Annotated in this window: 12 protein-coding genes and 1 riboswitch; of the genes, 1 reads left to right on the top strand and 11 read right to left on the bottom strand. The window is 70.0% G+C overall.

Annotation, left to right across the window (positions count from 1 at the left end):
- Window positions 1–68 precede the first annotated feature (68 nt).
- A complete protein-coding gene (gcvP, locus tag ACFW2G_RS31810; RefSeq protein ID WP_384585400.1) occupies window positions 69–2954 on the bottom strand; it encodes an aminomethyl-transferring glycine dehydrogenase in 2886 nt (961 codons plus the stop codon).
- 196 nt (window positions 2955–3150) lie between these two features.
- Window positions 3151–3249, bottom strand: a riboswitch (glycine riboswitch).
- A 121-nt stretch (window positions 3250–3370) separates the two neighbouring features.
- Between gcvP and ACFW2G_RS31805 the strand changes: the two genes are divergently transcribed.
- Window positions 3371–3736 (top strand): PRC-barrel domain-containing protein, encoded by a 366-nt coding sequence (locus ACFW2G_RS31805; RefSeq protein ID WP_037929267.1) that lies wholly within the window; start codon window positions 3371–3373, stop codon window positions 3734–3736.
- A 19-nt stretch (window positions 3737–3755) separates the two neighbouring features.
- On the opposite strand, the gene ACFW2G_RS31800 is transcribed toward ACFW2G_RS31805, so the two are convergent.
- The 10 genes from ACFW2G_RS31800 to ACFW2G_RS31755 all read right to left on the bottom strand — a co-directional run bounded on the left by ACFW2G_RS31800 (window position 3756) and on the right by ACFW2G_RS31755 (window position 13747).
- Entirely contained in the window at window positions 3756–5159 is a 1404-nt protein-coding gene (locus ACFW2G_RS31800) for a DNA polymerase IV (RefSeq protein WP_384585403.1), read from the bottom strand.
- Window positions 5160–5211: 52 nt separating this feature from the next.
- Entirely contained in the window at window positions 5212–5850 is a 639-nt protein-coding gene (locus ACFW2G_RS31795) for a MerR family transcriptional regulator (RefSeq protein WP_384451850.1), read from the bottom strand.
- A 180-nt stretch (window positions 5851–6030) separates the two neighbouring features.
- Entirely contained in the window at window positions 6031–6504 is a 474-nt protein-coding gene (locus ACFW2G_RS31790; protein ID WP_037929290.1) for a bifunctional nuclease family protein, read from the bottom strand.
- A gap of 63 nt (window positions 6505–6567) precedes the next feature.
- Entirely contained in the window at window positions 6568–7329 is a 762-nt protein-coding gene (locus tag ACFW2G_RS31785; RefSeq protein WP_384585406.1) for a MerR family transcriptional regulator, read from the bottom strand.
- Between the two features lie 43 nt (window positions 7330–7372).
- Window positions 7373–8311 carry an FHA domain-containing protein gene (locus ACFW2G_RS31780; RefSeq protein ID WP_201773420.1) on the bottom strand — a complete coding sequence of 313 codons (939 nt, stop codon included), beginning with the start codon at window positions 8309–8311 and terminating at the stop codon, window positions 7373–7375.
- 88 nt (window positions 8312–8399) lie between these two features.
- A complete protein-coding gene (locus tag ACFW2G_RS31775; protein ID WP_037929501.1) occupies window positions 8400–9209 on the bottom strand; it encodes a DUF881 domain-containing protein in 810 nt (269 codons plus the stop codon).
- Window positions 9210–9214: 5 nt separating this feature from the next.
- Complete coding sequence (locus tag ACFW2G_RS31770) at window positions 9215–9547, bottom strand: small basic family protein (RefSeq protein WP_007262894.1); 333 nt, start codon at window positions 9545–9547, stop codon at window positions 9215–9217.
- The gene (locus ACFW2G_RS31765; RefSeq protein WP_078557092.1) at window positions 9544–10452 is read right to left on the bottom strand and encodes a DUF881 domain-containing protein; all 909 of its coding nucleotides are present in this window, start codon (window positions 10450–10452) and stop codon (window positions 9544–9546) included. The genes ACFW2G_RS31770 and ACFW2G_RS31765 overlap by 4 nt, the downstream gene beginning before the upstream one ends.
- 108 nt (window positions 10453–10560) lie before the next feature.
- Entirely contained in the window at window positions 10561–13056 is a 2496-nt protein-coding gene (locus ACFW2G_RS31760) for a mannose-1-phosphate guanyltransferase (protein ID WP_037929301.1), read from the bottom strand.
- 100 nt (window positions 13057–13156) lie between these two features.
- Window positions 13157–13747 (bottom strand): CDP-alcohol phosphatidyltransferase family protein, encoded by a 591-nt coding sequence (locus tag ACFW2G_RS31755; RefSeq protein ID WP_031149849.1) that lies wholly within the window; start codon window positions 13745–13747, stop codon window positions 13157–13159.
- Window positions 13748–13919: the final 172 nt, after the last annotated feature.

Below are 13919 nucleotides of genomic sequence, written 5' to 3'. Positions count from 1 at the left end.
CCCCGGGAGAGTCTCCCGGGGCCGGCCCCTTCACCATGTCGTGCGACGGCCTCAGAGGCGGGGGCGCCTCAGTTGTCGTACTCGTCCAGCGGCGGGCAGGAGCACACGAGGTTGCGGTCGCCGAAGGCACCGTCGATGCGGCGCACCGGCGGCCAGTACTTCTCGGCGGCCGTGACGCCGCCCGGGAAGACGGCCTCGTCCCGGGTGTACGGGTGGTTCCACTCGCCGCCCAGCGAAGCCGCCGTGTGCGGGGCGTTCGCCAGCGGGTTGTCGTCCGCCGGCCACTCGCCGCCCGCGACCCGCTCGATCTCGCCGCGGATGGCGATCATCGCGTCGCAGAAACGGTCGATCTCAGCGAGGTCCTCGGACTCCGTCGGCTCGATCATGAGCGTTCCGGCGACCGGGAAGGACATCGTCGGCGCGTGGAAGCCGTAGTCGATCAGGCGCTTGGCGATGTCGTCCACGCTGACGCCCGTGGCCTTCGACAGCGGGCGCAGGTCGATGATGCACTCGTGCGCGACCAGGTTGCCCGGGCCGGTGTAGAGCACGGGGTAGTGCGGCTCCAGGCGCTTGGCGATGTAGTTGGCGCCGAGCACCGCGACCTGGGTGGCGCGCTTGAGGCCCTCGCCGCCCATGAGGCGCACGTACGACCAGGAGATCGGCAGGATGCCGGCCGATCCCCACGGCGCGGCCGAGATCGGGCCGACGCCCGTCTCCGGGCCGGCCGTCGGCTGCAGCGGGTGGTTCGGCAGGTACGGCGCCAGGTGCGCCCGGACGCCGACCGGGCCGACGCCCGGACCGCCGCCGCCGTGCGGGATGCAGAAGGTCTTGTGCAGGTTCAGGTGCGAGACGTCGCCACCGAAGTGACCCGGCTTGGCCAGGCCGACCAGGGCGTTCAGATTGGCGCCGTCGACGTAGACCTGGCCGCCGGCCTCGTGCACCTGGGCGCAGATGTCGGCGACGTGCTCCTCGAACACACCGTGCGTGGAGGGGTAGGTGATCATCAGCACGGCGAGCTCGTCACGGTGCTGCTCGATCTTGGCACGCAGGTCGTCCGCGTCCACCTCACCGTCGTCGGCCGTCTTGACGACGACGACCTTCATGCCGGCCATCACGGCGCTGGCGGCGTTGGTGCCGTGCGCGGAGGACGGGATGAGGCAGATGGTGCGCTGCTCGTCGCCGTTGGCCCGGTGGTAGGCGCGTACGGCCAGCAGACCGGCGAGCTCGCCCTGGGAGCCGGCGTTCGGCTGGATGGAGACCTTGTCGTAGCCGGTGACCTCGCAGAGACGTTCCTCCAGCTCGTTGATGAGCGTGAGGTACCCCTCGGCCTGCTCCACCGGCGCGAAGGGGTGCAGCTGGCCGAACTCGGGCCAGGTCACCGGCTCCATCTCGGTGGTCGCGTTGAGCTTCATGGTGCAGGAGCCCAGCGGGATCATGCCGCGGTCCAGCGCGTAGTCCTTGTCCGAGAGCCTGCGCAGGTAGCGCAGCATCGCGGTCTCAGACCGGTACTGGTGAAAGACCGGGTGCGTCAGGTACGCGTCCGAGCGCAACAGGCCCTCGGGCAGGGTGTCGGCCGTGGCCTCGTCGAGCGCCTCGATGTCGGCGGTGACGCCGAAGGCGGCCCAGACGGCCTCGATGTCGGCGCGCAGCGTGGTCTCGTCACAGCTGATCGAGACGAGGTCGGCGTCGACCCGGTGCAGGTTGACCCCGCCCTCCCGGGCAGCCGCGACGACCTCGGCCGCGCGGCCCGGCACACGGACGGTGATCGTGTCGAAGTAGGCGCCGTGTACGGTCTCGACTCCGCCGGCCCGCAGACCGGCGGCGAGCAGCGCCGCGTAGCGGTGGGTGCGGCGGGCGATGGTCCGCAGGCCGTCCGGGCCGTGGTAGACGGCGTACATGCCGGCCATGACGGCGAGCAGCACCTGCGCGGTGCAGATGTTGCTGGTGGCCTTCTCGCGGCGGATGTGCTGCTCGCGGGTCTGCAGGGCCAGGCGGTAGGCCTTGTTGCCGTCCGCGTCCACCGAGACGCCGACGAGGCGGCCGGGCAGCGAACGGGCGTGCTTGTCCTGGACGGCCATGTAGCCGGCGTGCGGTCCGCCGAAGCCCATCGGGACACCGAAGCGCTGGGTGGTGCCCACGGCGATGTCGGCTCCGAGGGCGCCCGGGGACGTCAGGAGGGTCAGGGCGAGCAGGTCGGCCGAGACGGTGACGATGGCGCCGAGCTCGTGCGCCTGGTCGATGACCGGCTTGATCTCCCGGACGGCGCCGGAGGCACCCGGGTACTGGAGCAGGACGCCGTAGACGCCGCGCTCGGCGATCTCGGCGGGGATGCCGTCGGAGAGGTCGGCGACGACGACCTCGATGCCGATCGGCTCGGCGCGGGTCTCGATGACGGCGATGGTCTGCGGCAGGGCGTCGGCGTCGACGAGGAAGACGTTGCCCTTGACCTTGCCCACGCGGCGGGCCAGGGTCATGGCCTCGGCGGCCGCGGTGCCCTCGTCGAGCAGCGAGGCGCCCGAGGTCGGCAGGCCGGTGAGGTCGGCGACGACGGTCTGGAAGTTCAGGAGGGCCTCGAGGCGGCCCTGCGAGATTTCCGGCTGGTAGGGCGTGTACGCCGTGTACCAGGCCGGGTTCTCCATGACGTTGCGGAGGATCACCGGCGGGGTGAAGGTCCCGTAGTAACCGAGACCGATCATGGGGGTGAGGACCTGGTTGCGGTCGGCGAGCGAGCGCAGCTCGGCGAGCACCTCGGCCTCGGTCCGCGCCTCGGGGAGGTCGAGCGCGTCGGCGGTCTTGATCACATCCGGCACCGCGGCGGCGGTCAGTTCGTCCAGGGAGCCGTAGCCCACCTGGGCGAGCATCTTCGCCTGCGCCTCGGCATCCGGGCCGATGTGGCGCTGTTCGAAGGGGATGCCTCGCTCCAGCTGGGAGAGCGGAATGCGGTTGGCGGTCATGTACGGAGGCCTCCTGGTCATATGACCTGCGAGGGGCACCACGGCGCGGGCACCCGGACGGCCTCCCCCTCTGTCATCTGCACCTGAGAGTTTCACCGGATCTCACGGGGGTCTCCCGAGAGCTCCGGCTTTCACCGTCGGTGAGGAGGGGGACCGGCACTGCGCGCCCGGCACCCGCCCTGCTTTCCAGAGTGGCCTCGTCCGTGCGGTACGTATGCCTGAGAGATTCCGGGGAGGATTTGCTCCTTCGGCGCCTCCGTCTTGCTCACTCGGAGGACTCTCCCGCACAGGGTCGACAGCCGTCACCCAGCCTACCAGCGGGGTTCAAGAGGCTCCCCGAGTGGCCTCCTCTGCGGAAATGCCCTTCTGTAGTCACTAGGGAGCAGTTGCGACAGTTGCGACCATTTGGAGGGACCGTGCAGACCGACATCGATCCGCGCAGCCTGATCGGCCGCAAGGCGTTCGACCGCAACGGTGCCAAGATCGGCACCATCGACGAGGTCTATCTCGACGATGCCACGGGTGTCCCGGAATGGGCCGCCGTCCGCACCGGCTTCTTCGGCCGGGACGCCTTCGTGCCGCTGGAGCCGAGCGAGATGGTCGGCGAGACCCTGCGGGTGCCCTTCGAACGCTCCCTCATCAGGGACGCACCGGATTTCGGCGTCGGCCGCCACCTCTCCCCCGAGCAGGAACTCCAGCTCTATCACCACTACGGCCTGGACACGGCCCTCCCGTCCGACGTCGACCGCGACTTCGGCCGGCTGGCGGGCGACGAGGGCTGACCCGCGCCCCGGCGCCGCCCTACGCGGCCTCCCCCACCAGCGGCAACGGGTCGGACGGCGCCAGATCCGGGTCGTCCACCCGGAAGGTCCGCACCCGGCCGGGCTCCGACCCGGGCTGTTCGAACCGGACGGTGACCCGCCCCACCCCGCTGCCCTGGACCCACCCCGGCCCGTACAGCACGTGGCGTACGTCGCTTCCGGCCGCCCAGCGGCGCTCGGGAGCCTCTTGCTGCTCCGCGGGCGCCGGCGGCCCCTCCTGTGGCTTCTCGTCCCCTCCGGCGGCCTCCGGCTCGGTTCCCCCGGCCGCACCGCCCGTACCGTCCACCTCGGCCGCCACCTGAGGCTCGGCCGCGAGCGACTGGGCGAAGAGGTCCTCCTGCGTGTAGTCCGCCAGGCCGGTCACCCCCACCCCCAGCAACCGCACGCCTCCCGTGGTGTCCACCGCCTCCAGCAGCCGCGCGGCGGCCTCCCGCACCACCGCCGCGTCGTCCGTGGGGCCGCGCAGCGTCTCGGACCGCGTCAGCGTGGAGAAGTCGTAGCGCCGCACCTTGAGCACGATCGTGCGCCCCGAGTGCCCGGAGCCCCGCAGCCGCTGCACGCACCGGTCGGCGAGTCGCTGCACCTCGCCCCGGATCCGCACCCGGTCGTGCAGATCCACGTCGAAGGTGTCCTCGACCGACACCGACTTGGCGTCCCGCTCCGCGACCACCGGCCGGTCGTCCAGGCCCAGCGCCATCCGGTACAGCCCCGTGCCGTGCGCGCGCCCGAGCATCCGGACCAACTCGTCCTCCCCGGCCTCCGCCAGGTCCCCCACCGTGGTGATCCCGGCGCGGCGCAGGTGCTCCCCGGTGGCCGGCCCCACCCCCGGCAGAGTCCGCACCGGCATCGGAGCGAGCAGTTCCCGCTCGGTCCCGGGCTCGATCAGCAGCAGCCCCGCGGGCTTGGCCTCCTCCGAGGCGACCTTGGCCAGCATCTTCGACCCGGCCAGCCCCACGGACCCGCTGAGCCCGGTGGCGGCGGTGATGCCGGCCCGCAGCCGCTCGCCCGTCGCCCGCGCCAAGTGCGAGTCGAAGGCCGCCCCGCCCGCCTCCAGGTCCACGAAGGCCTCGTCCAGGCTGAGCGGCTCCACCAGCGGCGACAGTTCCCGCAGCATGGCCATGACCACGTCGCTGACCTGCCGGTAGAGCGTGAACCGCGGGATCAGGTAGGCGCCGTTCGGGCAGAGCCGCCTGGCCTGCGCCGTGGGCATCGCCGAATGCACCCCGAACCGTCGGGCCTCGTAGGAGGCGGTGGCGACGACCCCCCGTGGTCCGAGCCCTCCGACGATGACGGCCTTGCCGCGCAGGCTCGGCTTCGACGCCTGCTCGACGGAGGCGTAGAAGGCGTCCATGTCCAGATGCAGGATGGTCGGGGCGGCTCTCACGGCACCGATGCTGCCCTACGCCACTGACATTCCCGCGGCCCGGGCAGGCCGCTCAGCCGGCTCGGTTGCGACGGGCGGCCAGCTCGTCCGCCGGGTGGTGCCGGACCAGCGTCTCGCCGGTGTCCACCCGCTCCCCGTGCAGCTGTGACAGGGCGTTGCGCACGTCGCGCCACACCACCCCCACGGCGATGCCGAAGACGCCCTGCCCACCCTGGAGGAGACTCACGACCTGGTCCGGCGAGGTGCACTCGTACACCGTGGCGCCGTCGCTCATCAGCGTCATCCGCTCAAGGTCGGCGAGGCCGCGGTCGTGCAGATGCTGCACCGCCGTACGGATGTTCTGCAGCGCCACACCGGTGTCCAGGAAACGCTTGACGATCTTGAGTACCACGACGTCGCGGAAGCTGTAGAGGCGCTGCGTTCCGGAGCCGTAGGCGGCCCGCACGCTGGGCTCCACCAGCCCGGTGCGCGCCCAGTAGTCGAGCTGCCGATAGGTGATGCCGGCCGCGGCGCACGCCGTGGGTCCGCGGTAGCCGACCTGCTCGGGCGCCGGGTCGCCGTCCGGCGAACCGACCGGCGTCGACTCCGGCTGGCGGCGCGCGGGTCCGGCCGCACCACCGTGCAGCGGGTACGGCCCGGTGCCACTCCGTACGGGGGTGCCCCCGGTCGTACCGTCGCCCGTGATCCTCACGCCGACCCTCCGTCCTTGACCTGCCCACCTCGAAGGTAGGCAGTCACCAGGGGTGCGTCAACGATCGCCACACTCGGCACGCCGAGTGATAATCACCCTGAGAGTGGTTTCCCGTATCCGATTGCGGGGAAAGGCTACTCGAATGGGGTGATGGCGCGGCGTGGAGGACGCGGCGGCGACTCACTGTTGGCCGGTACCGAAGTCCTCGGGCGAGATCTGGTCGAGGAACTCGCGGAACTTCTCCACCTCGTCCTCCTGCTCGTCCGGAATGGCGATTCCGGCGTCGTCCAGCACGCCGTCACTGCCGTAGATCGGTGTCCCCGTCCGCAGGGCGAGGGCTATGGCGTCGGAAGGCCGCGCGCTCACCTCGACCCCGCTGGCGAAGACGAGCTCCGCGTAGAAGACGCCCTCCCGCAGATCCGTGATCCGGACCTCGGTGAGCTCCTCACCGACCGCCTCCAGCACGTCCTTGAACAGGTCGTGCGTCAGCGGCCGGGCAGGGGCCATACCCTGCTGGGCGAAGGCAATGGCCGTCGCCTCTCCCGGACCGATCCAGATGGGGAGGTACCGGTCGCCTCCCACTTCACGCAGGAGCACGATCGGTTGGTTGGAGGGCATTTCCACCCGGACACCCACAACGTCGAGCTCGTTCACACAGCAACCCTAGGACCTGCCCGGCAGGTTTGGGTAGTCGGGGCTCCACCTCGGCCGCCGCGCTCAGCGCAACCGGACCCCGAGGGCCGTCTGCACCAAGGCCTCGTGCAGCCGTACGGAGAGCCCCGCGAGCTCTTTCACCGTGGCCTGTGCGTGGGCCCTGGTCTGCGGGTTGCGGTGTCGGCGCAAGGGTGCGACGACCTGCTCCACCAGCCCCGCCTCCCGCTCGGCGGCCGCCTTCATCGCGCGCAGGTGGCGCGGCTCCAGGCCGAAACGCCCCAGGTCGGCCACGAGCCGGGCCACGGTGAGCGCGTCGGCGTCGAACCCGCCGCCCGGCGCCTCGGCGAGGAGCCCGTACGACTCCCACTCGACGAGCTGCTCCTCGTCCACGCCCACGGCCTCCAGGAGCTCGGCCCGCCCCACCCGGGCGGCGGGAGGCTCCTCCTGCCCCGTCTCGCCGTACAGGGCGGCGGGGTCCGACGGATCGGCGCAGTCGCCGTGCGCCGCCGGTGCCGGGATGCGGACCTGCTCCCCGCGTGCAAGGGCGTCGAGCTGCTCGCGGATGACTTTCAGCGGCAGGTAGTGATCACGCTGCAGGCGCAGGATGCGGGCGAGGCGCTCCACGTCCTCCGTGCTGAACTTGCGGTACCCGGAAGGTGTACGCCGGGGTTCGACCAGCCCCTCCGCCTCCAGGAAACGGATCTTCGAGATCGTGACTTCGGGGAACTCGTCACGCAGCGTGGTGAGCACCGTGCCGATGCTCACCAGCCGCCCGGCCGAGCCGGCGGTGCCGTTCCCGGCGCCGCCTGTCGGATTGCGCAGCATGGGACCTTCCCTCGGGTGCCCCCGGACCGGGTCCGGGGGAGGGTCAGACGCCCCGCAGGCTCGCGTAGAAGACCAGCCGGTACTTGCCGATCTGCACCTCGTCGCCGTTGTGCAGGGCGACGGAGTCGATGGGTTCACGGTTGACGTACGTGCCGTTGAGGCTGCCGACATCGGCCACGGTGAAGCCGCCGTCCTGACTCCTGCGGAATTCGACGTGCCGCCGGGAGACGGTGACGTCGTCCAGGAAGATGTCGCTCTGCGGGTGCCGGCCGGCCGTCGTCAGTTCGCCATCCAGCAGGAAGCGGCTGCCGGAGTTGGGTCCGCGCCGCACGATGAGCAGGGCGGAACCGGGCGGCAGCGCCTCCACCGCGGCCTGGGCCTCGGGGGACAGCGAGGACGACACGTGCGTCTGTCCCGACACCTCGGCCTCGTAGGCCTCGAGGCCGGAGATCGAGATGGTGGACGTGGTCTCCGAAGCGCGCTCCGGCGTCAGGCCCGCCCGCAGCGGCGCTCCGCAGTTGGAGCAGAACCGGCTGGCCGCATCGCTGCGGTGTCCGCACCTGCTGCAAACCTGCTCGGCCGACATGGACGGCTCCTCGCGCCGCGGCTGCCCCGCGGAGGCATTGGTGGCGTACGGGTCGGGGGCAAACCCTCCACCCGCACTTGAGGTTGATGGTTCACCGAAACCTATGCGGCCGGTACCGGCAGGGTCAACAGACGACGCGCCGGGGGCACCCGGAACTTCGCCCGCGCCGGCGACCTCGTCGCGGAACAGCGGCCGGTCACCCTGCCCTTCCGCGCCCCCGGCGCGGTGCCTGGCCGCGCCGCTCTCCTCGCGGTTCTTCTTGCCGAACAACTTCTCAAACAACTTCACGGGCGATTCCCCTTGACTGAAACAGACCCGCCCGTGGGGCAGGACGAACTCCGCATGCAGACACCTGCCGACCCGGACATTCTCACAACGTCCGTAACCACCAGACAGTTTCCACCACGCACCGCAACTTCGGTGCGGCGACCCCCCGCAGGCATCAGCCTGCGTGAGCCGCTCCACCTTCCACTCCGCTCCACCTTCACCCCGATGACGACCGAGCGTAGTCAGGCTGCTTCGCAGCCCGCAAGGCGTCCACAACGATCTTCGCCGACCGTGTGACGGCGACCGTGGCCTGCTCCTTCTCCAGCGTCTGGACGACACCGCCCGGGATGTTGAGCGCCGGCTCCAGATCCTGGGGCTTCCCGATCACCTTGAACTCATAGGGTTGTGTGATCTTCTTGCCGTCGATCCCGACCCCACCGTTCTCGTCCGAGAAGTACGAGCCTGCCACGATGCGCACCCCGTTGATCTGGATAGCCTCGGCCCCGGCGGCCCGCAGCTCCTGGAGCGTGTCCAGCAGCTGGTCGGGCCGCACCTGGCCGGTGGGATCGCTGATCCTGAGTGTGATGCCCGGCCCCTGGGCTGCCACCGTACCGGCCAGGATGCCGAGTTGACGCTCCTTCTCCGCGGTCTGCCTGCGGGCCTCCTCCGCCTGGTTGGAGCTGCTCTCCAGCTCCCGGCGCTGGTCTTCCAGTCGCTGCTTCTCGTCCTCCAACCGCTTGGTCCGCCCGTCCAGCTCGTCGAGGATGCGTACCAGGTCCTCCTGCCGCGCCCCGCGCAGCGCGCTGGAGTCGCTGTTCGACCGGACCTGGATGGCCAGACCCAGTCCGAGGACGAACAGCAGCAGCGCAACGATCAGTTGGGCCCGGCTGACCCTCGGAGGCCACAAGCCGGCCGCCAGCCGCTGCCGGCCGGTCTCCTCGGGCACCGGCTCGGCCTGTGCCTTTCCCTGTTGAAGAGGCCGTTCCGGGACGTTCGGTTCCTCGGCGGGGGTGTCGTTCGCGTTCATGTCGATCACGCCCGGAACACGTGGCGGCGAATGGCCGCGGCGTTGGAGAAGATGCGGATGCCGAGCACGACCACGACTCCGGTGGACAGCTGCGAGCCGACGCCCAGCTTGTCGCCGAGGAAGACGATCAGTGCGGCCACGACGACGTTCGACAGGAACGACACCACGAAGACCTTGTCGACGAAGATGCCGTCGAGCATGGCGCGCAGACCCCCGAACACCGCGTCGAGGGCCGCCACCACGGCGATGGGCAGATAAGGCTCCACCACGGCCGGTACCTCGGGCCGGACCAGAAGTCCGACCACCACTCCGGCCAAGAGGCCCAGTACCGCGATCACGATGCACCCTTCTGCTGCTCTACTGCTGTGGCTGTGCGGACGATCAGGCTCGAAGCGGCCGGAAGCCGCAGTTCGTCGGCTGGGGACAGGGTGTAGCGGATGCCGTAGCTCTCCTGCAGCACGTGCAGGTACTGGCCGTCCGCCGAGTCCTGGAAGGCCGGGCCGAGTCGCTGCTTGTCCCCCACCGCCAGTACTTCGTACGGCGGTACCAGCGGCCGGTTGTCGACCAGTATGGCGTCGCCCGCGGCCCTGATCGCCGACAGCTCCGTCAGCCGCTGCCCGTTGATGGAGACCGCCTCCGCACCGGACTGCCACAGTCCGTTGACGATCTTCTGCATGTCACGGTCGCGGACCCGGCCGGTGTCGGAGAATCCGCTGCTCTCGCGCGGCTTCCCGCCGCCGCCCGTGGAGGAGCCCTTGGCGTCGTCCACCACCAGTCTGATCCCCGGCCCGCGGACCTCGGTGGCGCCGGCCAGCTGGGAGACGAGCTCGCCCTGGCTCCCGCCGGGCTGTTTGAGGGCCGCACGCTGACGTGCGGCGACATCGGTCCTGAGCCGGTCGATGTTCTGTTCCAGGGCGTCGGCGCGCTCGTCGGCCCGCTGCACCCGGTCGATCAGCTCCTGGCGCTCCTTGGCGAGCACCGGCGCGTCAAGGCGCGCCTCGGCCGCGCCGAGCGTGACGACCATCGCGGCGACCACGAGTCCGGCGGCGAGCCCCAGCTTGGCCTTGAGGGTGCGGGGCAGGCCGGCCGTGCCGTCCGCCCGGCGCCGGGCGGTCGCCTCGGCGTAGCCCTCGTCGAGGCTGTGGTCCATCACGTGCGTCAGCAGCGACATGGAGGCGTCGGGGCGCGCAGGCGCAGGGGACGCCGGAGTCCGGTGGGGGGGCGGCTGCGACATGCCGCACATCGTCGCATGTCGGCGCCGCACACACCCAATGCGTCCGTCCGGTGGGCAGGGCCGGGCCTCCCGCCCCCGCCCACCGGACTTCCGTTCAGGTCATCGACCGCCGGGCGCTCAGTGCCCGGCGCCGTCCACCACGCCCGCCCATTCTTCGAGCAGCGCCTGCGCGGAGGCGTCGTCGGGGCCTTCGGCCCACAGGTGCGTCACGGCCTCCGCCGGGTCCGGCAGCACCAGCGCCCACCGTCCGTCGGCCTCCACCACCCGCACCCCGTCGGTGGTGTCCACCTGCCGGTCTCCGGCCGCTTCCACGACCCGTCGCATGACGAGCCCCTTCACCGCCCACGGCGTCGGCACATCCCGCTTGAGTACGTGCGCCCGCGGGATCCGGGCGTCGATCTGGCTCAGTGTGAGCTGGGTGCGCGCCACCAGGCCGAGCAGTTGCACGAACGCCGCCGAGCCGTCGAAGACACTGCTGAACTCCGGAACGATGAAGCCGCCCCGGCCGTCTCCACCGAAGATCGTGTTCTCGGCCCGCCCGACGCGGGTCAGGTCGTCGGGCGAGGTCGTCGTCCACTCCACCTGTGTTCCGTGGTAGGCCGCCACCTGCTCGGCGACCCGCGTCGTGGTCACCGGCAGCGCGACCTTGCCGCTGCGCTTCTCGGCGGCCACCAGGTCGAGCATGACCAGCAGCGCCCGGTCGTCCTCGATGATCCGCCCTCGCTCGTCCACGAGCGAGATGCGCTCGCCCACCGGATCGAACCGTACGCCGAAGGCCGCCCGTGCCGAGGCCACGATCTCGCCCAGTCTCACCAGGCCCGCCCGCCGGGATTCGGCACTCTCCGTCGGCCTGGACTCGTCGAGACCGGGGTTGATCGTCAGGGCGTCCACCCCGAGCCGGCCGAGGAGGCTCGGCATGACGAGTCCGGCGCTGCCGTTGGTGGCGTCGACGACCACCTTGAGTCCGGCGTCGGCGATCCCGGTGGTGTCCACCCGCCGCAGCAGCGAGCCCGTGTAGCCGTCGAAGACGCTGCCCGGGAACTGCAGGTCGCCGATCTCGCCGGGGAACGCCCGCCGGTACTCCTGGCGCGCGTACACGCGGTCCAGCTTGCGCTGCTGCTGGAGCGAGAGGTCCGCTCCCCGTTCGTCGAGGAACATGATGTCGACGGAGTCCGGTACTCCGGGGGAGGTCCGCAGGACGATCCCGCCGGCGCTGCCTCGCGCGGTCTGCTGCCGGGCCACGGGCAGCGGTACGTTCTCCAGGTCGCGTACGTTGATCGCGCTGGCCTGGAGTGCCGAGATCACGGCCCGTTTGAGCGCTCGGGCGCCACGGGAGTGGTCGCGGGCCGTGGTGACGATCGCGCCCTTCTTCAGCGTGGTGGCGTAGGCACCTGCGAGGCGGACCACCAGCTCGGGGGTGATCTCGACGTTCAGGATTCCGGAGACACCGCGCGCGCCGAAGAGGTGGGCCTGTCCACGTGACTCCCAGATGACGGACGTGTTGACGAAGGCACCGGCTTCGATCGTCTTGAAGGGGTAGACGCGTACGTTCCCCTGGACGATCGATTCCTCACCGACGAGGCACTCGTCGCCGATGACGGCGCCGTCCTCGATCCGTGCCGCGCGCATGATGTCGGTGTTCTTGCCGATCACGCAGCCACGGAGGTTGCTGTGGGGCCCGATGTACACGTTGTCGTGGACGACGGCCCGGTGCAGGAAGGCACCGCTCTTGACGACGACGTTCGACCCGATGACGGTGTGCTCACGGATCTCCACACCGGCTTCGATCTTTGCGTAGTCCCCGATGTAGAGCGGTCCGCGCAGCACGGCCTCCGGGCTGACCTCGGCTCCTTCGGCGACCCACACGCCGGGCGAGATCTCGAAGCCGTCCATCTCGACCTCGACCTTGCCCTCGAGCACGTCGGCCTGCGCCTTGACGTAGCTCTCGTGCGTGCCCACGTCCTCCCAGTAGCCCTCGGCCACGTAGCCGTAGATCGGCCGGCCTTCCTTCATCAGCTGGGGGAAGACGTCGCTGGACCAGTCGACCGAGACATCGGCCTCGACGTAGTCGAAGACCTCGGGCTCCATGACGTAGATGCCGGTGTTCACGGTGTCCGAGAACACCTGGCCCCAGGTCGGCTTCTCCAGGAAGCGCTCGACCTTGCCTTCCTCGTCCACGATCGTGATGCCGAATTCCAGCGGGTTCGGCACCCGGGTGAGGCAGACCGTGACCAGTGCGCCCTTCTCCTTGTGGAAGCGGATCAGGTCGGTGAGGTCGAAGTCGGTCAGCGCATCGCCGGAAATGACGACGAAGGCGTCATCCTTCAAGGCCTCCTCGGCGTTCTTCACGCTGCCGGCGGTCCCGAGTGGCTTTTCCTCGTTGGCATAGGTGAGCTCCATCCCGAGCTCTTCGCCGTCCCCGAAGTAGTTCTTGACGAGCGAGGCCAGGAACTGCACGGTGACCACGGTCTCGCTGAGCCCGTGCCGCTTGAGCAGCCTGAGTACGTGCTCCATGATCGGGCGGTTCGCCACCGGCAGGAGCGGCTTGGGCATGCTCGAGGTCATGGGACGAAGGCGTGTGCCCTCGCCACCGGCCATCACGACGGCCTTCATGTCGGAAGAGTCCTCCTTGAGAGATGACAGTCGTGCCGACTCTCACCCGCCTCGTTCGGTGACTTCGCGACTCCTCCGCGTCATCCGGCGTCGGACGGGCTCAATCGGCCGTGGCGTCAGCCTTCACCAGACGGCGGACTTGAACCACGTAAAGGATTCCTGCCCACCAATAGAGGGTTGTACCCCATCCCGCGAACGCCCATCCGAAAACTGAGGCCAACCAGGCCAACCAGCCGCTTCCGTCACTGAGCAGGAGCAGCGGGAAGGCGTACATCAGGTTGAAGGTCGCGGCCTTGCCGAGGAAGTTGACCTGCGGCGGCGGATATCCGTGGCGGCGCAGGATCCACACCATGACCAGCAACATCAGCTCACGTGCGAGGAGCGCTCCGGTGAGCCACAGTGGCAGGATCTCGCGATAGGTCAGACCGAACAGCGTCGACAGGATGTAGAGGCGGTCCGCGGCGGGATCCAGCAGCCGGCCGAGCTTGCTGATCTGGTTCCAGCGCCGGGCGAGCTTCCCGTCGAGATAGTCGCTGACTCCACTGAGCATGAGGACGGCCAGCGCCCACCCGTCGTACTCCGCGAGGATCAGCCACAGGAACAGGGGCACGCCGGCCAGGCGGGCCATGCTCAGGATGTTGGGAATGGTGAAAATTCGGTCAGTCTGAACCCGAGTCTCCTGGACCTCCACCCGGGGGCCTCCACTGTGACGGTAGAAAACGGTCGTTCGATGCCCCCTGACCCTACAGGAGGCGACGATGGTGTCTGGAACGCGGAAAAGCCCCGTACCAGAAGGTACGGGGCTTCCCCACAAAAATTGTTCGGCGGCGTCCTACTCTCCCACAGGGTCCCCCCTGCAGTAC

Origin of the sequence: Streptomyces sp. NPDC058880, assembly GCF_042742535.1 — a bacterium.
Taxonomy (GTDB): Bacteria; Actinomycetota; Actinomycetes; order Streptomycetales; family Streptomycetaceae; genus Streptomyces.
This window is presented reverse-complemented; position numbering and strand designations above follow the sequence as displayed.

Coding starts and splice junctions, on each gene's coding strand:
- gcvP (WP_384585400.1), bottom strand. CDS start 2,954: ATGACCGCCAACCGCATTCCGCTCTCCCAGCTGGAGCGAGGCATCCCC.
- ACFW2G_RS31785 (WP_384585406.1), bottom strand. CDS start 7,329: ATGCTGCGCAATCCGACAGGCGGCGCCGGGAACGGCACCGCCGGCTCG.
- ACFW2G_RS31775 (WP_037929501.1), bottom strand. CDS start 9,209: ATGAACGCGAACGACACCCCCGCCGAGGAACCGAACGTCCCGGAACGG.
- ACFW2G_RS31765 (WP_078557092.1), bottom strand. CDS start 10,452: ATGTGCGGCATGTCGCAGCCGCCCCCCCACCGGACTCCGGCGTCCCCT.
- ACFW2G_RS31760 (WP_037929301.1), bottom strand. CDS start 13,056: ATGAAGGCCGTCGTGATGGCCGGTGGCGAGGGCACACGCCTTCGTCCC.